The sequence below is a fragment of the Massilia atriviolacea genome (assembly GCF_003953935.1).
In the GTDB taxonomy this organism is placed as follows: Bacteria; Pseudomonadota; Gammaproteobacteria; order Burkholderiales; family Burkholderiaceae_D; genus Telluria_A; species Telluria_A atriviolacea.
In genome coordinates this window covers 34,898-53,597 of record NZ_RXLQ01000009.1, presented here as the reverse complement: position 1 = coordinate 53,597, position 18,700 = coordinate 34,898, and the positions used below count along the sequence as shown (strand labels likewise).

The following is an 18,700-nucleotide window of genomic DNA, read 5'->3' as shown; positions in this document are numbered from 1 at the left end:
CAACAGCAAACTATGCAAGTTTGGACTAACAAAATGCAGTCGGTCACCTTCAAATTGCCTGCGCCGATGTGATAGGGGCCGACGGGTGTTTTTTGTAGAAATCTTCGATAGCTAGTGTAATGTTCTCTAGCAGTTTGAAAAAGCCTTTGAAATCGATCGTGTCCGCCTTCACTTTGACAACTTTGTGGGCGAAAACCTTTTTCCCATATTGCTTGGCCGAATCCTGTTTGTTAGAGGCGCAGAAGGATTTTCCGTCGATTGTTTCATCAAGAGTTTCTTTGGTGAAGAAATCTTCAATCATGGACTGGGCAGCGCCGGCTAAAAAAGGAGTAGGCACAAGGTACAGATTTCCGCAGACGTTAGTGAAGGGCGCATGCCTATTGACATCTAATCCCGTTACTTGTTTGCTTGCTTGCAGCGGACGGCCCGCTCCGACAGCGCCAGCGTCGTTATCAACGACGAGAATGAACGGGTGTTGCGTAGCTGGCCGGACAAAACGCTTGATCTCTTTGTCATACTGTCGGATAAGATTCCCGAGATCACCTGTGCCGCCGCTTCCGAGCCCCAAAATTCTTCCTGTGCTTGTCTCAACATATTTGAAGATTCGGGGAATAATCTTGATCTCGCCTGGCTTTACTACTGTTGCCAATAACGGGAAGTGCGTGGCTAAACTTCGGATGGCATGCACCAAATATATATTGTCAGTTTCGCCCTCGCAAATGAGCACGGGATTACTGGTAGCAAAAAATTCTTTGTATAATAAGAAACGGCGATAGAGTACTTCCTTACCTGTCAATGCCACACGTGGTTTGTTGGGCTCCGTGCCTTTTTTTTTCTTCTCTACTTTGGGCTTTCCGCCTTTTGGCAGAACTAAATTGCGATTGTAGTGTTCGACGCTGTCGATAAATCCGAGCATTCCATGTAGCTCGGCGGTTGTGCCTTTCACCGCATCAAGGACATGATTTCCGGCTCCGTCGTCAACTCGCTTTGTGCGCTCAAAGTGACCGTGCGTCAGAAGCCGATGAACCATTGCTCGAACGGAGCGACGGTACTCTGTTTTAACGTTGAGTTTCTTGTTCACGACTAACCCAGTTACGTCTTGGCGCGAGTCTTTAAACTGCATCCGCGTTTTTTGAGGATTTATGGCAAACCTGGCATGTTGAATTATCCTATGTAGTTCGGCACCGGGCATCCACTCGTCTCCCGCTGCACCACGAGTGCGAGTGGCAATGCGAGACGGGAACTGAGGAGCGTTTGTGGAGAATGTTAGGTCGTCAGCGTAGCGGGAGTAGTGACAACCACAGCTGGCTGCCAATTTCGCAAGATGCACGTCCAGCAAATGGCCTATCAAATTAGAAATGATCGGTGAGCATGGACTTCCTTGTGGCAAGGCATTGTCTACACAAGCAACTTGAGCGATGATTGTAGCCGCTCCTTGATGAAGGGCGAAGTCCCGGTCTTTGAGGAAGAAGCCACGAACTCGCCCAAAATTAATGCTGCCGAAAAAATTCTCTAAATCGATATTGAATACCCATTGGCGATTCCGATGTGGCCGCGCATTTGAAAAAATAGACCGGCCTTTTTTGAAGCCATGCGCGAACAGATCTGCACGTTTATTGGCTACGTTTATTTCAGATATGCAGTTCTCAAGCAAGCTAGCCATTTTCCGTTGCAATAGCTTTAATTCGGCAGTGGGTGCCTTAATCGTTCGTTTTCCGCCACTTCGCTTCGGAATCTCAAACTGCTTGTACCGCTGCGAATCGTTTAGCTTGTAAAGGATGTAGGCAAGAGCAGCTGGCTTGAACCCTAGCAGGTGGGCAATACCATGCAAAGAACTTGCGGCTTTCAGTGCAGCGAGTTGGGTCATTGAAAATTAACCAAACGGAGGTGGACCTGCGGACACTCATTTGCGACGCATGGCTACATTCAAGTAATCATGTAAGGACATCGACGAGGGCATAGGCCCAAGCCATTGATACACGTACCGCGAATCGCGGTACAAGGTCTGACCGCAGGCCCGTAGAAATACTACCATATTACGAGCACCTATAGAACGGCGAAAGCATTCTTGTTATGGGGAAAAGGCCGCGACAGCGTAAGTGCTATTGCCCCGTCGCGGAAAATTTGAAGGGTTCTGGCCACATTCTGCGCCGTTTCCTTTTGCACCTGAGGATGGTAGCGCCAGTGAGGTCGCCAGCCCTCCGAAGTATGGCGCGCCTTGCTCAATTGCCGCAGCCCTCCAGCGCCGGTTCGCCGCAGGCTATCATGCGCTGGACCGTCGTATTACGCGGATAGTTGGTGTGCGCCGTCGTAGGTAACTCCAGCAGCCCCAGATAGGTCGGCGCATTCGACACCACCACATCGATGATCGGATAGGTCGCGCGCGCGCCGAACGGGCTCCTCGCCAGGGTGTACGAGAGCAGGTCGTTGGGGTCGGTAAACGCCACCACGGTCGGCACATCGGTCGGCTTGCCGAAGCCTTGCATGCGGCTGCGTTCCACCAGGGCCTGGATCGGATCGGCGGGGAAGTCGCCCGGCCCGGGTGGCGCCATGCCGCCGTCGAGATCCATTTCCGCCAGGCGCAGCAGCGGCAACTGGTTGGCGCGCATGAAAATCAGCGGGATGCGGTTGAACACCTGCAGCGCCGCCGTCGACACCCCGGGCGTCTCGGCCAGCCTGAAGATGGCGTCGAAGGTGACTTTGCTGCCCAGGCTGTCGGTGATCAGCACCAGCGGCACCGGCTCGGGCGGCGTCTGTCCGCCTTCCGGCGCGCGCGCCACCCCGCTCGTCGCGCCCACCGCCTGTAGGATGGCGGCCTGCATGCGCTGGTTGATGGCCTCGCGCGCCTTGCCCTGGTAAATCACGGCATCGGCCAGGCAATCGTCGAGCAGCTTGTCTTTCAGCGAACGGTTGAGCGCGGCCCGCTCGTAGGGATAGTTGATGGCGGCCTGGTCCGCAGGGCAACCCCCCGATTTGTTGCTCTGGTCGTAGCACAGCTCGGCCTTGAGCGGGCGCGTCAGGGGCGACCACAGGATGGCATTGATGTTGACCGATCCGCCCGCCAGCGGCAGGCTCTGCTTGTACAGCACGATGCCGGTATCGCCCACCGGGCTCGCCGACAGCGCCACCTGCGCCGCATCGCCGCCCAGCCCGGCGACCAGCTGCGCCACCGAGGTCCGGGCCCAGCTCTCATCCTGGGTGCACATGCCGTGCACCAGCAGGATATCGAGCGCGCGCTCCGGCCTGAGCAGACTGGCCACGCCGGAAAACGCCGGCAAGGTGGCCGGGTTGGCATCCAGCACGGGCGTGCGGTAGGGAGTGGAACAGGCGACCAGGCAAGCCAGCGTTGCCGACAGCACGAGTGTACGTTTCATCATCATTCTCCGAAAAGTCCGCGGTGAACTTGAAACATACGCCCTCAGGCCCGGCCGTGCCCGGCTATCGGCACGCTCTTGGCCTCCGGTCAATCAACTTGCTGCCGGGAGGACAGCTTTCCTGATCGAAGGAATTGACTTGGTGAATGAGCTCAGCCCAGGCCCGCGAGGCGCGCATTGCGTTCGCGTTCGAGCTTGGTGATGTACTTCTGCACGCTGGCCAGTCCGCCGCGCGAGATGTCGACGAAGGCGCAGCCGAGGCGGCGGTTGGTCTTGTCGTTGAGCAGGGTCAGGTCGACCGAGTTGCGGATCATCAGGGTGGTCTGGACCGCGCCCACTTCCGGCAGGTCGATGCGGCAGCCGGCGTAGCTGTGGCCGATGGTGTTGCCGAGCACCAGCTTGTTGTCGAGAATGGCGATGCCGCCGCAGCTGATATCGGACAGCGGAAACACATGGGTGCCGCCGCCCAGGTCCTGCGGCAGCCGGATCACCACCGAGACCGGGTTGCTGACCGGCGTGACCATGCGGTAGAACTCGCGCCGTTGCAGGCGGATCATGCTCTCCGGAATCGGCATCACGAAGGCGGGCGTGTCGTCGAAGGTGGTGGCCTGCACTTCTTCGGACGAAAACAGGATGCGGATCTTGTCGAGCGAGGTCTCGAACATGATCCGGCCCACGTGGGCGAAGCGGCGGTGCTGCTCCGGATCGGCCGAGCCGTCCAGGGTGACCGTGTTGTTGTCGGGATCGACATCGAGGATGGCCGAGACGCACACTTCGGTGCCGCGCCGGATGACCATGCGCACCAGCTGGCGTTTTTCGCCGATGCTGCGCAGCAGTGCGATGATTTCCTTGCGCGAGGCGACTTCGAAGTCGTGCCAGCTTTCAATATCGGAATCATTGGTTGATTGCATCTTTGTCTGCCGCTTCTTGTGGTCGGTCGATGAAAAGGGCTGCGTCCGGTGGGGCGGGCAGGGGGCCGCCCGAGGCCTGGGCGGCTTCAATATGATATAGCCAGGCCAGCAGTTCCGCAATCGCGCGATACAGGCCGGGCGGGATCTGGCTGTCGAGGTCGACGCCCATCAGCAGGGCCACCAGTTCCTTCGATTCGTGCACGAACACGCCGGCATCCTTGGCGCGTTCGATGATCTGGGCGGCGATCAGGCCCTTGCCCTTGGCCACCACCTTGGGCGCGGGGTCGCCGCTGTGGTAGGCCAGCGCCACCGCCGACTGGGCGCGCTTGGGTGGCGTCTCAGCCATTGCCGGGCTCCGGCGTGCGGATCACCAGCGAGGCCAGCGCGGTGCCGGACACATCCAGCGCGGAAGTCAGCTCGCCGGCGCGCGCGCGCAGGGCGTCGCCGGTGTCCTCGCTGGCGGTGCGCAGTTCGATGTGGACCTTGTCGCCGGTGGTGACGATGGTCGCCTCGATCTCGCCCAGCAGCGGAAAGCGCAGGCGCATGCCGCTGCGCCAGACCGGCGCGCTATCCTCGCCGGCCCCGCGTCCGCGCTGCTCGGGCGCATCTTTATGGATTTCCCACTGCAAATCCTGGCCCGGCGCCAGCTGGCCCTGCCAGGTCACGCGCGCCTGTTCCTGGGTGGTCAGTTGCAGGTTGATCAGCTGGGCGCTGGCCAGTTCCGCCGCCGCACCCTGCTTGGCGCCCGGCGTGCTCATGGCCTGCTGCATTTGCGGCTCGCGCTGGAGTTCGCTGAGCGGACGCTTGCCGTCGGCCCATTCGGCCACATGCGATTCGTAGAACACGCCGCTGCCGCTGATGCTCTGTTCCAGCTTGCGCGCCAGCTCGGGCGCGGGCGGCACGCCGTTTTTCGGGTCGATCAGGGGCGCGGCGCCGGCGATCGCGGGCTGCTTGCCGGCGGGCGGATGGCCGATGTCGAGTATGCGCGCGAGCAATTGTCCGGTCGTGCTGATCCTGGCCGGCAGGGTGTTGGCGTCGAGCGCAGGCAGGTCGGCGCTGGCGGTCAGCGGCGATTTGCCGAGCAGGGCGGCGGCCAGGCTGGTGGTGCGTCCGGCCATATTCGCCGAGGCCGCGCCCTTGCCCTCTTGCGGCGCCGCCTGCCCCTGCGGCAGGACGGGGGGCGGCACGACCGGGCGTTCCGGCGTGGCGGCGCCGGGGAGGGGCGGCGGGGCGGCTGGCGCGGCGCCCCCGGGCAGGGGCGTTTGCGCTGCGGGAGCAGGCTGGCCCGGCGGCTGGGCCGGCTGGCCGGTATCGAGGCGGAACTGGGGGCGCGGCGTGACCGACACCAGGGTCATCGGCACTTCGGTGCCGGCTTGCGCGCCTTGCGGCAGGCTCATGCGGGCCTGTTCGCCCGCCACCCGCACCAGGAACGTGCCGTCGCTGAAGCGGGACAGCACCGCCACCTGCATCGATTTGCCGACCTCGGCCGAGAGCGCGCGCGTCAGCGCTTCCTGGCGCGCATCGCCGACCCCGGGCGCGGGGCGGACCGGGTCGACTCTGCCGACCTGCCCCGGGCCGTCCGTGCGCGCCAGCATCGCGAGGACGGCTAGACGCCGCCGTAGGCGTTATTCAGGCGGCGCGAGGTGCCGCTGCTGTTGATCATTTGCGACAGCTGCGCCATCCAGGGTGTGGTCAGGTCGCGGATGGTGCGGTCGCAGGCCAGCAACTGCTTGATGATCGCCACTTTCTTGACCCGGCTGGCGCCATCGAGCAAGACCTGCTCGTCGCTGGCCTGCAGGGCGCGGGCATGCGCGCCGACCCGTTTTTCGAGCAGGCTCAGTGCATCCCACTCGCCGCTTTCGGCCGCCGCCACCATCTGTTCGGACAGGGCCAGCATCGCTTCGTAGGTGGACAGCACCTCGTCCTTGCTCATGGTCATCGCGTTGGTCATGGTCATCGTTCAGGCACTCACAAGGTTGGACATGCGGTTGGGCGCCATCTCGGACGCGGGATTGACGGCCGGGGCCGTGCCGATGGCGTTCCAGGTTTCGCGCAGCTCGGTCAGCAAGCCCTGGATTTCGACCATGATCTCGGTATCGTTTTTCAGGTTCGCGGCCAGCAGGCGCGCGCTCATGTATTCGTACAGGGCGTCGAGGTTCTCGGCGATCTGGCCGCCGGCCTTCTTGTCGAGGCTGGCGCGCAGGCCGTTGTCGATGATCTGGATGGCTTTCGAGATCGCCTTGCCTTTTTCCGGGATATTGCCCGACTTCATGTGCATCAGGCCGCTCAACACCGCCACCAGCGCGCCGTCGTACAGCATGACGATCAGCTTGTGCGGGGACGCCGCCACCACACTCGTTTCCAGGCCGACCTTGGCGTAGCTGCTCGCGCCCCTGTTGGGAGATCCAAACATAATTTATGTCCTCTTTCTGTCTGCTACTATCGAAGGCTGCTAAGGGAAGCGAGTTGCTGCGCAAGGAAGTTACTGGTCGAACTCATGCCGGACAGCGTCACGTCGAGCGCGGAATACTGTCTGCGCAAATCTTTTTCGGTCTGGGCCAGGCGCACATTCAAGGCCGCGCGCTGCTTGGCGATATCGGCCAGGCTGGCGTTGATGCCGGCGTTCTTGCTCGGAAGAGTGCCTTTTGCGCTGAGAAAACTGTCGATCAGTTCGGTAAACTGGGCGGCCGCGCCCTTCGAGATATTCACCGTGCCGCGTTCGCCGGTGCTGCCGCCGGTGACCTGGATCTGGATCCCGGAGGCGGTCGAGCCGACGTTGCCGGTCAGGTTCTGGCCGCTGCCGGTGGCGGCGGCGCCGCCGATGGTGCCGGCCACATCGAGCCCGTCGACCAGGGTCGGCGTGCCCAGCAGGCTGGACGCGGCGCTGCCGCTGATGCCCACTTTCGAGGTCGAACCGTATTTGTTCGAGGTGATCGTGAAGATCCCGTTTTCCTGCTTGACCGTGACCCCGGTGCCGCTGGTGGCGCTGGCGCCGGTGGCGCCGACCGCGCCGTTGATAATCGACTGCACGTGGCTGGCCAGGCTGGCCGCGGTGTAATTACCGGCCAGCAGGGTGGCGGTCGAGGTCACGCCGTTGATGGTCAGCGACAACTGGTCGTTCACGCCCTTGGTGATGCTGGTGTCGGCGGCGACGCTGCCGGTGGCGCTGCCTTGCGTGGCCAGCTGGCTGATCACCACGCTCTTGGTGCCGACCGTGCTGTTGGTGGTCGAGCCGACAAAGCTGACCAGGCTGTCCGAGGTCGAGCCGACCGTGCTGAGCAGCTTGGAGACGTCTTCCAGGTTGCTGTCGAGCGCTTTCTGCAGCTTGGTGTTGTCGAGCTTGAGCGAACCGTCGGCCTGGAACGACACGCCCAGCTGGCTCATGCTGCTGATGTCGCCGTCCATGCCCGGTACCGGCGTAAAGAACATCTTGCGCAGGCTCGATTGCAGGTTACGCGTGGTCGAGTCGCCCAGCAGCACGCCGGCAGCCTTGCCTTCGCTGGCCTTGGGCGCGGTGGTCAGGCCGCCGATGGTCGTGTTCAGCTCGTTGTAAGCCTTGATGAAATTATTGATCGCCGTCTTCGCGCCGCTGCTGTCGCTGGTGATGTTGACGGTGCTGGTGCCGATCTTGAGCGCGCTGATGGTCACGCCCTGGATCGCTTCCGCGACATTGTTGGTCTGGCTGCTGACGGCCACGCCGTTGATGGTCAGCTTGGCGTTTTGCGCCGCGCTGTTCTGGGTCATGTTCTGGGTGCCGTCGGCCGCATAGCCGAGCAGGCTGCCGATCGCCGGGTCGCCCGCCACGCCGATGCGCATGCTCGACGATTCGCCGGTCTGGGTCGAGGTCAGCACCAGGCGGTTGGGGCTGGCGCTGCCGTCCGAAATGATCGATGCCGTCACGCCCACGTTGGCCTTGTTGATGGCGTCGCGGATGCCTTGCAGCGAGTTGTTGCTGGCGTCCAGGGTCACGGTGCGCGCCGAGCGCGTGGCGTCCTGGGCGAAGGTGGCGCCGGTGTAGGCGCCGTTGGCCAGGGTGCCGCCGCTGATGCTGCCGAACTCGAAGGTGAGCGTGGTGGCCGCGCCGCTGCCGATCAGGGCGGTGGTGCTGGCCTGGCCGGCCGAAGTGAGGGTCTGCGCCTGCGACAGCTGGGACACATTGACGCTGTAGCTGCCCTTGACGGTGTCCTTGCCGGCGGTGGCGGTCAGAATGGCCGAGTCGGACGAGGAGGCGCCGATGGTCTTGAACTTGGTCGGATCGGCCATGCCCGTCACCGCGGTCTGGAGGCCGCCCAGGGCGCCGCTCAGCGAGCCGTAGGCAGCCAGCTTCGCCGCGTAGGCCTTTTCCTTGTCCTGCATGGCGACGAAAGGCCGGCTCTCCGCCACCATCAGTTTATTGACGATGTCGTTGACGTCGATAGAGCCGCCTGAACTGACGGAAGATATGGCCACGAACGCCTCCTGGTAAAAGCATGAATATACTAAGTTAACGGCATCTTCTATCCATACTTTAGAGGGGTAATCCGGTGCTTGTTCGGTTTATGCCCGGTTTCCCGGGTTTTTCACCGCTCCGCCTCAGGCCACCTGGCTGATCAGCAGCCCCTGGACCTTTTCCAGCGCCTTGCCGATTTCGAGCGCCTCGGCGCTGGGCATCTGGCGGATCACTTCCTTGGTGGTCTGGTCGATGATCTTGACCACCGTGCGCTTGCTGTCGGTATCGATCGAAAACTCGATATTGCGCGACAAGGCCTGCATCGCCACGTTGATCTGGCCGACCACCTTGCTCACTTCCTCGGGGTCGGGCTCGGCCGGCGCCTTGGCGGGATCGGCCTTGCCGATCGCGGCGGCCGGGGCCGCCCTGACTGCGGTGGCGGCGCCGGTAGCGCCGCTGTCGGCCGGGGCGGCCGGACGCGGCAGGGGAGCGGCTGCCGTGTTTTCTAGTGGACGAAGTTCCATGACCGTATTCCTTTAACGAAAATTCCCCGGCGCGCAAAAAGCGGCCGGGGAGTGCAGCGAAGCGGGGCCGCTTAGCCGCGCAGCAGGGACAACACCCCGTTAGGCAACTGGTTGGCCTGGGCCAGCATGGCGGTGCCGGCCTGCTGGAGGATCTGGCCGCGCGTCAGCTTGGCCGTTTCCGAAGCAAAATCGGTATCCTGGATGCGGCTGCGCGAAGCGGACAGGTTTTCCGAGGTCGATTGCAGGTTGGTGACCGCGGTTTCGAAGCGCGACTGGAGTGCGCCGAACGAGGCGCGCTGGCTGTTGACGCTGGCCAGGGCCGAGTCGAGCACCTTGAGCGCGTCGGCCGAGCCTTTGGCGGTCGAGACATCGATCGCGGCGACGGTGTTCAGGTTGGCGGCGGTGCCGGCGGCGATCGCGTTGGTACCGCTGCTGCCGACCGAGAAACCCTTGTCCGAGTTCATCGACACATAGCCCATCGAGGTCGAGGTCGCACCGGTGGCAACCGCCGCCGTGGCGCCGGAGGCGGCGCCGTTGGCATCGAGGGCGCCGAGGGTGACCGAAGCGGACGCGCTGTTATTGGCGATGGTAATGTTGTTACCGGCCGCGTTGGTCAGCACCAGGCCATTATTGGCATCGTTCAGACGGGCGGTCACGCCGGTCTTCGAGGACACGTCATTGAAGGCGCTGACGGCCGATGCCAGGCCGGAGGCGTTCAGTGCGGCGCCCACGGTGAAGGTCACGTTGGCAGCGGTGCTGTTGTCGGAGGTGACAGCCAGCGAGTACACGCCGCCGGCGGTGAACGCCGCCGATTCGTCGGTCTTGGCCTGGGCCGTGACACCGGTGGTGGCGGTGGCGCCATTGATGGTGGAGGCCAGCGATTGGGCGGTATCGGTGGTGGCGACGGCGATGGTGGTCGTGGCCAGGCCCTGCAGGGCGAAACTGCCGGCGGTGTAGGCGGTGCCGGTGGCCGGGGCGGTGGTCCGCGCTTCGTTGTTGNTACCGGCCGCGTTGGTCAGCACCAGGCCATTATTGGTGTCGTTCAGACGCGCGGTCACGCCGGTCTTCGAGGACACGTCATTGAAGGCGCTGACGGCCGATGCCAGGCCGGAGGCGTTCAGTGCGGCGCCCACGGTGAAGGTCACGTTGGCAGCGGTGCTGTTGTCGGAGGTGACAGCCAGCGAGTACACGCCGCCGGCGGTGAACGCTGCCGATTCGTCGGTCTTGGCCTGGGCCGTGACACCGGTGGTGGCGGTGGCGCCATTGATGGTGGAGGCCAGCGATTGGGCGGTGTCGGTGGTGGCGACGGCGATGTTGGTCGTGGCCAGGCCTTGCAGGGCGAAACTGCCGGCGGTGTAGGCCGTGCCCGTTGCCGGAGCGGTGGTCGTCGCTTCGTTGTTANNNTCGTTGCCTGGATGGTCTGGCCGGCATTCGCGCCGACCTGGAAGGTCGCGGTACCGAAGCTGCCGTCGAGCAGTTTCAGGCCGTTGAATTCCGAAGTTTGCGAAATACGGTCGGCTTCCGACAACAGTTGGCCAACCTCGGCCTGGATCGCTTTACGGTCGCCGGCGGAGTTGGTCGCATTCGAGGACTGCACAGCCAGTTCACGTACGCGCTGCAGAATATTGCCAGTCGATTGCAACGAACCTTCGGCCGTTTGCAACATCGACACGCCGTCGTTGGCATTGCGCTTGGCCTGATCCAGACCGCGGATCTGGGACGTGAAGCGTTCCGAAATCGCCAGGCCGGCAGCATCGTCCTTGGCGCTGTTGATACGCAGGCCGGAAGAGAGGCGTTGCAGCGACGTGGCCAGGCCGGAAGCCGAGGTGCTCAGGTTGCGTTGTGCATTCAGCGACGCGGTGTTGGTGTTGATTACGCTCATGGTATTACTCCTTGCAGAGACTGCTTATACATGTTGGCAACGTGCCTTCGCTTTGGTCTGCCCCTTCGGTCCGGGACAATCACACCGCAGTCCTTTTTTGTAACGGGTTACCGGACGGAAAGTTTAGGAGGTATATTTTTTATTTGGACCCTCAAGCAAACCCGGATCGCGGCGCTTGACGGCAGGCGTGGCCGAAACTTGAGGGGCGAAACAGCGGAAATGAGCGGGTATTTTGGGGGGCGTTCGCGCGATTTCGCCTGCACCGGCGGCGCCGATGTGAACACGGCTGATCGATGCGGCATCCGATTCGGGGCGGAAACCGGCGCTATCCGGCGAGTGTGCCGCGGATCGGCGCGGCGGGGAGGGTGAGGGGGCCGCGCCGGCATGCGCCATGCACGCATTGCGCGTGCGGCAGCCCCCGGTTGACGATCAGGTTGAGCTTGTCTTTCTGCGCTGGGCTGCACCCAGGCCCAGCAGACCGATGCCGACCAGCAGCAGGGAGCCGGGTTCGGGAACGGCGGCGGGAGGGGCGCTGGCGATCGAAAAGACTTCGATCGCGCCGACCAGCATGTTGACGCCGTTGTCGTAGGAGCCGTCAACGAACGACCTCTGGCATTCTTTTCCCTTGAAGCCGTCAGGACCGTAGCACCCTTCGCCATACGACCACCCACTGGACATTCCAACCGATAAGGACGCATCGATACGCAGATCGCTGTTTCCGAAAAACGGCCCGTAAATGTTACTGTCGAACCCTTGATACAGGCTGGTTTGGCGCCAGACCTTGGAATCGGTCAGATTGAAAATGAAGGCAGTCCAGTCGGCGGGATTGGTCGAACTGATGTGACCGGCGTTCGTGGTAAAGCTCACCGGCTTGTAGCCGCCCATCGTTTTCCACGTTTTGCCATTATCTTCGGAGGCTTTGAACAGTGAAAATGTCGGCCCTTTTTTATCCACCGCGGCATGGAAGGTCGCGACAGTGCTGCTATTGCTCTTGGTGAAGATATTGGTCAATTCGATCGGCCCCTTTCCTCCCCATGTTTCGAGCTGTGCCAGGGAGCTTGTGTCGAGGAGGGTTGAGCCGCCGATGATCACGCCCGCTTGGGCGCTTGCGGACACGGTGAACAGGGCGGCAATGGTTAATTTGGACAGCATGATTGATCCTTGGATTCGATGGATAATCATCATACTTTTGCTTAACCGTCAAATCCAAAAAAAATAACAAAGCAACAATTTTAATAATAGAAAATTGTTGTTTTATCAGATCCTCCGGATTAATAATTGTCAAATTTCCATGTTATGCGGGATGGTGTGAATATATTATTCATTGAAATGCCGGGCCAGCCGGCGCTGATAAGCGGGGAGTGAAACAAGCAGACGCGCGCCGCAGGAAATCGGATGCGGGCGCTGGTCGGACGCATTCATCGCCCAGGTGTCAAGTCTCGCCCAGGCAGTTGGCGCTCGACCTGAAGGGGCTGCGCCGGCAAGCGTGCTGTACACAATCGCGCTTGTCGGCAGGCCCCTGCGGGCGATCAGGCGGACTTGTTTTTTCTGCGCTGCGTTGCGCCCAGACCCATCAGCCCGATGCCGACCAGGACCAGCGAGCCGGGTTCGGGGATGGCGGCGGGGGCGCTGTCCACGGCGAATATCTCGATCGCGCCCACGAGCATGTTGAAGCCATCGTATGCCGAGCCGTCAACGAACGATTTCTGGCAGTCCTTGCCTTTATAGCCGTTCGGGCCGTAGCATCCATCGCCGTAATACCAGCCGGTCGAGATTCCATACGATAAGGCGGCATCGATACGAAGATCGCCCTGCCCGAAAAAGGGCCGTAGAGGTGACTGTCAGTAATGTTGTTTTTCGGATTTTTCGAGTCTTTTATTATCAGATTTTCACGTAATAAAGAATTGCCTAGATATTTTATTAATACGCTGCCCGATGAATGCATGCTGGTTCTTCCGGCGCGCGCGGGAAAAGGCGGATTGAATGGTTTTTTGATAAATATCCGGCGCCGGGCGGCTTGGTATGGATCGGCAGTGGCGGAAGCGCCGGCTGACATTGCCCAATATGGGCGTGCCCCGGCAGCGTTATCTGTGATCTGTGTGAGGACGCCCGAACCGGACGGCCGACGCATCGTTTCTTGCTGCCCGGGCGCTTCAGACGCGGAAGAAGTCGGCCACGAGAGAATGCGTGGCGGGTTTGAGGACGAGCGCGCCCGCCGTGCCGGCGAACACCATGCAGTCGCCCGGCGTATCGCGGTTGATCACGCCCGTACCCTGCGATACCGTGGTGTTGTCGCCAATCCGGCAGCGCCCGATAATGGCGCTGTTGGGATACAGAATCACGCCGTCGCCGAGCACCGGCGCCACCCCGTGGTTTTTGCCGACCGTGCAGTTTTGGTAGAGCACCAGATAATTGCCGTACGTCGCCTTGGCCAGTACGATGCCCACCGAGTGCCCGATGAAAAAGACCTCCGGCATCTCGATCTCGTAAAACAGGTCGATGCCGTTCAGCGCTTTATTGAGCAGAAACAGGCGCGTTGCCGCACCCACCGCCTCGTCCCCTCGCTCTTCGCGCCAGATGGTGTTCGACAGAAAATACAGATACAGGCAATACTGGCTCGAATTCAGATAGTTGAACTGCCCGGGCTGCCACATGCGCACCTGGTCGATGCAGTGCGCCAGCCGCTCCAGGGCGCGCGGCAGGTGGCGTTCGAGGCGGCGGCGCAGACCCGCGCCATCGCCGCTGGGGAAAAAGCACGCCAGCTGGGCGCAGGTATAGTCGAGCAGGCTGGTCTGGGTATGATCAATGAGCCGCACGCCACGCCTCCCCGCCCAGACAGTGTTCGATGACCGCGCGCACCCGGCGCGGGGCGACCCCCAGTTGCGCCAGGCGTTCCACGGTACAAGGCGCCGGGTGCGCGCGCGCGCTGTCCCGGGCCAGGCTGACCGACCAGCCGTGGCGCCGGAAGACCTGCGCCAGTTCGGCGTTCGAGACCTGCTCGCCGCTGGCCACGTTGACCACGCCCGTGCTGCGCTGCGCCGCCATGGCCGCGAGCGCCGCGACGACGTCGTCGAGATGGATATAGTCGCGCACCACGCCGCCCGAGGAATCCAGGTGCAGGTCTTTTTCCCGCATGGCGCGCTGCAGCCATTCCGACAGAAAGCCGGGCGCGCCCGGCGCCCAGTCGTACACGCAGGCCAGGCGCGCCACCGCCGCGCGTCCGCCGGCGGCATGCAGGCAGAGGTTTTCGCCCAGGGCTTTGGACAGGTCGTAGAGATGGCGCGCCTCGTGCGGGTTGAGCAGCAGCGCCGTGTCCTCGTCCACCGGCACGCCGCCATGCTCGCCCAGGCTGTCGTACAGGCGCGTCGACGACAGGTAGACCAGGTGCTCGAAGTCGGCCTCCTGCAGTATCCTGGCCAGCAGGCCGACATGGGCCTGGACCGTGTCGAACGGGCGCCGCGCATAGTCGGCGGTCAGGCCGGCGCAGTAGATCACGCGGCCCAGCGCGCGCGCGAACAGGGCCGGATCGCCGCGCTGCGGCGCATACACGGCGTGGCCGCCGGCGCGCAGGCTGCTCGCCAGGCGCCGGCCGACAAATCCTTCCGCGCCGAGCACGGTATACGATGGGGCGGGCACGGGCGCCACCGGCTACAGGCCATCGGTCGGATGATGCAGCGCCGGATCCTTGTGGCGCAGCAGCTTGGGGCTGACATGGTGGCAGATCTTGAAGGGCAGATGGGCAAAGCGGCTCGCATCCTTGACCGCCACCATGTTGAAGCCATGCGGCGGGCCTTCCAGATACACCGACGCGGCCGGAATCAGTTCGATCGGCTTGCCTTCCATGTCGACGTTCGAATTGAAGTCGCGCACCGCGAAGACGGCATAGCCATGCTCCTGCAGGAAGCGCACGATGGCGGTGTTTTCCAGGCCGTCGCTCCAGTCCACGTAGTCGCGGTGCACCTCGAAGACGATGTCGGGCGCTTGCCCCGCCGGCAGCGCCAGATACGCGGCGGCGCCGCGCAGGGCGCGCAGTTCCGCGCCTTCGATGTCGAGCATGATCAGGTCGAGGCGGTCGATGCCGGCGCCGTCCAGGTAGTCTTTCATCGTCGTGGTCCGGAAGCCGCTGTCGTCGTCGCTGACTTCGGGGTGGGCAAACGAATCGTAGCCCACCAGTTTCAACGTGGTGGCGCTGTCGTCCCACAGGCCCTCCGGACGCGCCACGATATTGTCCAGCCCATTCAGGGCGGCGTTGTGGACCAGCATGCGGCGCTGTTCGGAATTGGGCTCGAAGGCGTGAACCCAGCCCTTGTTGCGTGCCGCCTGCCGAGCCAGCAGGATCGCCTGATCGCCGAAATAGGCGCCGCCCACCAGGATCTGGCGCGCCTTGGCGGCCAGTTCGACCAGCAGGCGCGAGGTTTGCGGTTCCCAGGCATGATCCGGCCGCGCCGGCGCCGACAGCAGGAAATCGCGCGCGATCTTCGAGCGGTACAGGAAGTCCAGGCGGGTACCGTCGGCCAGCTCCTTCCTGACAATCTGGTCGTCGTCGTAGAGCGCGTCGACCAGCGGGCCGATCACGTCTTCGCGCACATCGATGCCGGCGGTCGCAATGGCGCGCTCGAAGTGCAGCAGCTGCTCGATAAACGCTTCGCGCCACGCGGGCCGGGCGGCGATCTTGCCGAGGGAGGCCATCAGTTTTTTCGTGTCCATGTCAGCTTCCAATCGCGCTAAGGGTTCGGGGGCAGGCAGTCGTGCAGCAGCGGCAGGGCGCGGTCGCGCTCGGACAGGATCCGGTGCGCGCAGCCGGGCCAGGGAATCGCCAGCGCCGGGTCGTCCCAGCGCAGGCCGCGCGCCGACGCGGGCTCGAATGGCGTACTCATCTGGTAGAGCACTTCGGTATCGGCTTGCAGGCTCTGGAAACCGTGCGCCATGCCGGCGGGAATGTACAACTGGCGGCGGTCGGCGGCCGACAGTTCGGTGTGGAAGGCCTTGCCGTACGTGGCGGAGCCGGGCCGCAGGTCGACGATGGCGTCGAAAATGGCGCCGCGCGTCACCCGCACCAGCTTGATTTCGGCATCCGGGGCAAGCTGGAAATGCAGTCCGCGCAAGGTGCCGGCATGCGGGTTCCACGACACGCTCTGCTGCACGAAGCGGCCGAGCAGGCCATGCCGCGCGAATTGTTCCTCGCACACGGTACGCGCGAACAGGCCGCGCTCGTCCTGGACCGGATCGATGTCGATCAGGAAGGCGCCCGCCAGCGGGGTCGGGGTGAATCGCATCAGGCCACCACGTGGATGTGCGGGTTGGCCAGCAGGAATTGCCCGCCCCAGGCGCGGATGCCGGCCATCTGCGTCATCAGCTCTTCCTTGATGTTCCACGGCAGGATCAGGAGGTAGTCGGGCCGGGTTTCGAACACGGCCTCGGGCGCGCGCACGGGAATGCGGCTGCCGGGCAGGAGCCGGCCTTGCTTGGCGGGGTTGCTGTCGACTACGTAATCGATGATGTCGGCGCCGATGCCGCAGTAGTTGAGCAGGGTGTTGCCCTTGGCGGCGGCGCCGTAGGCGGCAATCGTCCTGCCCTGGTCCCTGGCGTCGATCAGGAAGCGTTGCAGCGCGCGCCTGGTGGCGCGCATGCGCGCGCCGAACGCGGCGTAGGTGTCCAGCCTCGCCAGGCCGGCCGCCCGCTCCAGTTCCAGGCAGGCTTGCACCTGCGCCGTGGCCGCGTGCGAGGCCGCCTCCAGGCAGGCGTACACGCGCAGGCTGCCGCCATGGGTGGGCAGGTGGGCGATGTCGAACACGCGCAGGCCGGCGCGCGCGAAGACCGGCATCAGGGCCAGCAGCGACAGATACGAATAGTGTTCGTGGTAGATCGTGTCGAACTGCTGGTCGGCGATCAGGCGCAGCAGGTGCGGAAATTCCAGCGTGAGCACGGCATCGGGCTTCATCACGGCCGGCATGGCGCCGACGAAGTCGTGCAGGTCGGGCACGTGGGCCAGCACGTTGTTGCCCAGTAAAAGGTCGACCTGTTCGCCCTGGGCCGCGAGCGTGGCCGCCGTCGCCCTGTTGAAAAACAGTTCGCGCGTGTCGATCCCGCGCGCGCGCGCCGCCGCCGCCGTGTTGCCGCTCGGTTCGATGCCGATGCAGGGGATGCCGGCCTGCTGGAAGTATTGCAGCAGATAGCCGTCGTTGCTGGCGATTTCCATCACGCGGCTGGAGCGGTCCAGGCCGAAGCGCGCCGTCGCCTGTTCCACATAGCTGCGCGCATGCGCCAGCCAACTGCTGGAAAAGGAAGAGAAATACACGTAACCGGCGTGAAAATGCAGCTCCGCGCGGGTGGCGTCGGCCAGCTGCACCAGCCAGCACCGGTCGCACACCATGGCGTGCAGGGGATAGAACATCTCGCCCTCGGCCGCCTTGTCGGGCTCGACGAAGGCGTTCGACACGGGCGCCAGGCCCAGGTCGGCAAAGCTGTGCTGCAGGGGGGCGCCACAGGCGCGGCAGTGACGTGCGGGCGTGTTCATGCGCAGAAGTGATCCAGTTGCTGTTCGGTAAAAGCGCGCATGTCCACCGAGCCGCGCGCGCATGCGGCGTACCACGCGGCCGTCCGTTCGATGCCGATGGGCAGCGGCCAGCGCACCTGCCAGCCGAGTTGCTGGCGCGCCTTGCTCGAATCGAGGTAGAGCAGGGCGGCTTCCTTGGCCGCATGCTGTGCGCCGTCGTGGCGCCAGGCCAGTTGCGGCCAGTGCGCCTGCAAGCCGTTCAGCAAGGTCGCGACCGGGAGGTTGTCGGCGGCGTCGGGACCGAAGTTCCAGGGCCCGGCGCAGGTGGCGTCGCCCTCGAGCAGGCGCGCGGCCAGCAGCAGGTAGCCGTGCAGCGGCTCGAGCACGTGTTGCCAGGGGCGGGTGGCGTTGGGACTCCTGACCGGCAGCGCGCCGCCCTGCTGCATGGCGCGCACGGCGTCGGGAATCAGGCGGTCCGCGCTCCAGTCGCCGCCGCCGATGACGTTGCCGGCGCGCGCGCTGGCGATCAGCGGACCGCCCCCGGCGAAAAAGCTGCTGCGGTAGCTGTGCGCCACCAGTTCGGCGCCGGCCTTGCTGGCGCTGTACGGGTCATGCCCGCCTAAGCGGTCGTTTTCGCGGTAGCCCCAGGGCCAGTCCTGGTTTTCGTAGCATTTGTCGGTGGTCACCACCAGCGCGGCGCGCACGTCCGGGCAGGCGCGCACGGCTTCCAGCAGGTGCACCGTGCCCATCACATTGGTCGACCAGGTCGCCACCGGGTCGGCGTAGCTGTGCCGCACCAGCGCCTGGGCCGCCAGGTGCAGCACCAGTTCGGGCGCGGCCCCGGCCATCGCGGCCGTCAGGGCTGCCTGGTCGCGCACGTCGGCGAGGTGGTGGCGCTCCAGGGTCTCGCCCACGCGCGCCAGTTCGAACATGCTGGGCGTGCCGGAGGGGGCCAGCGCATAGCCCGTCACGCGCGCGCCAAGCCGCGCCAGGAACAGGCACAGCCAGGCGCCCTTGAAGCCGGTGTGGCCGGTGACGAACACGCGCCGCCCGTGAAAGGCGCGCGCCAGCGCGTCCATGCCGC

18 protein-coding genes and 1 pseudogene are annotated in these 18,700 nt (G+C 63.7%); all 19 read right to left on the bottom strand.

Going from position 1 to position 18,700, the window contains the following annotated elements; translation table 11 throughout:
* Positions 1-49 precede the first annotated feature (49 nt).
* The gene (locus EJB06_RS17665) at positions 50-1,867 is read right to left on the bottom strand and encodes a retron Ec67 family RNA-directed DNA polymerase/endonuclease (RefSeq protein WP_126075342.1); all 1,818 of its coding nucleotides are present in this window, start codon (positions 1,865-1,867) and stop codon (positions 50-52) included.
* Positions 1,868-2,222: 355 nt separating this feature from the next.
* Positions 2,223-3,374, bottom strand: coding sequence for a hypothetical protein (locus tag EJB06_RS17660; RefSeq protein WP_126075341.1), 1,152 nt, complete (start codon positions 3,372-3,374; stop codon positions 2,223-2,225).
* A gap of 152 nt (positions 3,375-3,526) precedes the next feature.
* A complete protein-coding gene (locus tag EJB06_RS17655) occupies positions 3,527-4,285 on the bottom strand; it encodes a flagellar brake protein (protein ID WP_126075340.1) in 759 nt (252 codons plus the stop codon).
* Positions 4,269-4,631, bottom strand: coding sequence for an EscU/YscU/HrcU family type III secretion system export apparatus switch protein (locus tag EJB06_RS17650; RefSeq protein ID WP_126075339.1), 363 nt, complete (start codon positions 4,629-4,631; stop codon positions 4,269-4,271). The genes EJB06_RS17655 and EJB06_RS17650 overlap by 17 nt, the downstream gene beginning before the upstream one ends.
* A complete protein-coding gene (gene fliK / locus EJB06_RS17645; RefSeq protein WP_126075338.1) occupies positions 4,624-5,880 on the bottom strand; it encodes a flagellar hook-length control protein FliK in 1,257 nt (418 codons plus the stop codon). Before fliK ends, EJB06_RS17650 begins: the two co-directional genes overlap by 8 nt.
* A gap of 11 nt (positions 5,881-5,891) precedes the next feature.
* Positions 5,892-6,236: a flagellar protein FliT gene (locus EJB06_RS17640; protein WP_229427142.1), complete on the bottom strand. Its 345-nt coding sequence runs from the start codon at positions 6,234-6,236 to the stop codon at positions 5,892-5,894.
* A gap of 9 nt (positions 6,237-6,245) precedes the next feature.
* A complete protein-coding gene (gene fliS, locus EJB06_RS17635) occupies positions 6,246-6,698 on the bottom strand; it encodes a flagellar export chaperone FliS (RefSeq protein WP_126075337.1) in 453 nt (150 codons plus the stop codon).
* Between the two features lie 26 nt (positions 6,699-6,724).
* On the bottom strand, positions 6,725-8,734 hold the full coding sequence (fliD, locus tag EJB06_RS17630; protein WP_126075336.1) for a flagellar filament capping protein FliD: 2,010 nt from the start codon (positions 8,732-8,734) through the stop codon (positions 6,725-6,727).
* Positions 8,735-8,857: 123 nt separating this feature from the next.
* Positions 8,858-9,238 carry a flagellar protein FlaG gene (locus EJB06_RS17625; protein WP_126075335.1) on the bottom strand — a complete coding sequence of 127 codons (381 nt, stop codon included), beginning with the start codon at positions 9,236-9,238 and terminating at the stop codon, positions 8,858-8,860.
* Between the two features lie 71 nt (positions 9,239-9,309).
* The gene (locus tag EJB06_RS33215) at positions 9,310-9,702 is read right to left on the bottom strand and encodes a flagellin (RefSeq protein WP_441295158.1); all 393 of its coding nucleotides are present in this window, start codon (positions 9,700-9,702) and stop codon (positions 9,310-9,312) included.
* A gap of 510 nt (positions 9,703-10,212) precedes the next feature.
* Positions 10,213-11,120: pseudogene (locus EJB06_RS17615) on the bottom strand (flagellin N-terminal helical domain-containing protein); the annotation flags it as partial.
* A gap of 429 nt (positions 11,121-11,549) precedes the next feature.
* Positions 11,550-12,272, bottom strand: a complete 723-nt coding sequence (locus EJB06_RS17610; RefSeq protein WP_126075333.1) for a PEP_CTERM-anchored TLD domain-containing protein — start codon at positions 12,270-12,272, stop codon at positions 11,550-11,552.
* A 377-nt stretch (positions 12,273-12,649) separates the two neighbouring features.
* On the bottom strand, positions 12,650-12,787 hold the full coding sequence (locus EJB06_RS17605; RefSeq protein WP_126075332.1) for a PEP-CTERM sorting domain-containing protein: 138 nt from the start codon (positions 12,785-12,787) through the stop codon (positions 12,650-12,652).
* A gap of 486 nt (positions 12,788-13,273) precedes the next feature.
* Entirely contained in the window at positions 13,274-13,936 is a 663-nt protein-coding gene (locus EJB06_RS17600; RefSeq protein ID WP_229427140.1) for an LbetaH domain-containing protein, read from the bottom strand.
* Positions 13,923-14,756, bottom strand: a complete 834-nt coding sequence (locus EJB06_RS17595; protein WP_164557958.1) for an NAD-dependent epimerase/dehydratase family protein — start codon at positions 14,754-14,756, stop codon at positions 13,923-13,925. The genes EJB06_RS17600 and EJB06_RS17595 overlap by 14 nt, the downstream gene beginning before the upstream one ends.
* Before the next feature lie 12 nt (positions 14,757-14,768).
* A complete protein-coding gene (locus EJB06_RS17590; protein WP_126075330.1) occupies positions 14,769-15,827 on the bottom strand; it encodes an FkbM family methyltransferase in 1,059 nt (352 codons plus the stop codon).
* Between the two features lie 17 nt (positions 15,828-15,844).
* Entirely contained in the window at positions 15,845-16,396 is a 552-nt protein-coding gene (gene rfbC / locus EJB06_RS17585) for a dTDP-4-dehydrorhamnose 3,5-epimerase (protein WP_126075329.1), read from the bottom strand.
* Positions 16,396-17,637 carry a class I SAM-dependent methyltransferase gene (locus EJB06_RS17580; protein WP_126075328.1) on the bottom strand — a complete coding sequence of 414 codons (1,242 nt, stop codon included), beginning with the start codon at positions 17,635-17,637 and terminating at the stop codon, positions 16,396-16,398. The genes rfbC and EJB06_RS17580 overlap by 1 nt, the downstream gene beginning before the upstream one ends.
* Positions 17,634-18,695 (bottom strand): CDP-glucose 4,6-dehydratase, encoded by a 1,062-nt coding sequence (gene rfbG / locus EJB06_RS17575; RefSeq protein ID WP_126075571.1) that lies wholly within the window; start codon positions 18,693-18,695, stop codon positions 17,634-17,636. Before rfbG ends, EJB06_RS17580 begins: the two co-directional genes overlap by 4 nt.
* Positions 18,696-18,700 lie beyond the last annotated feature (5 nt).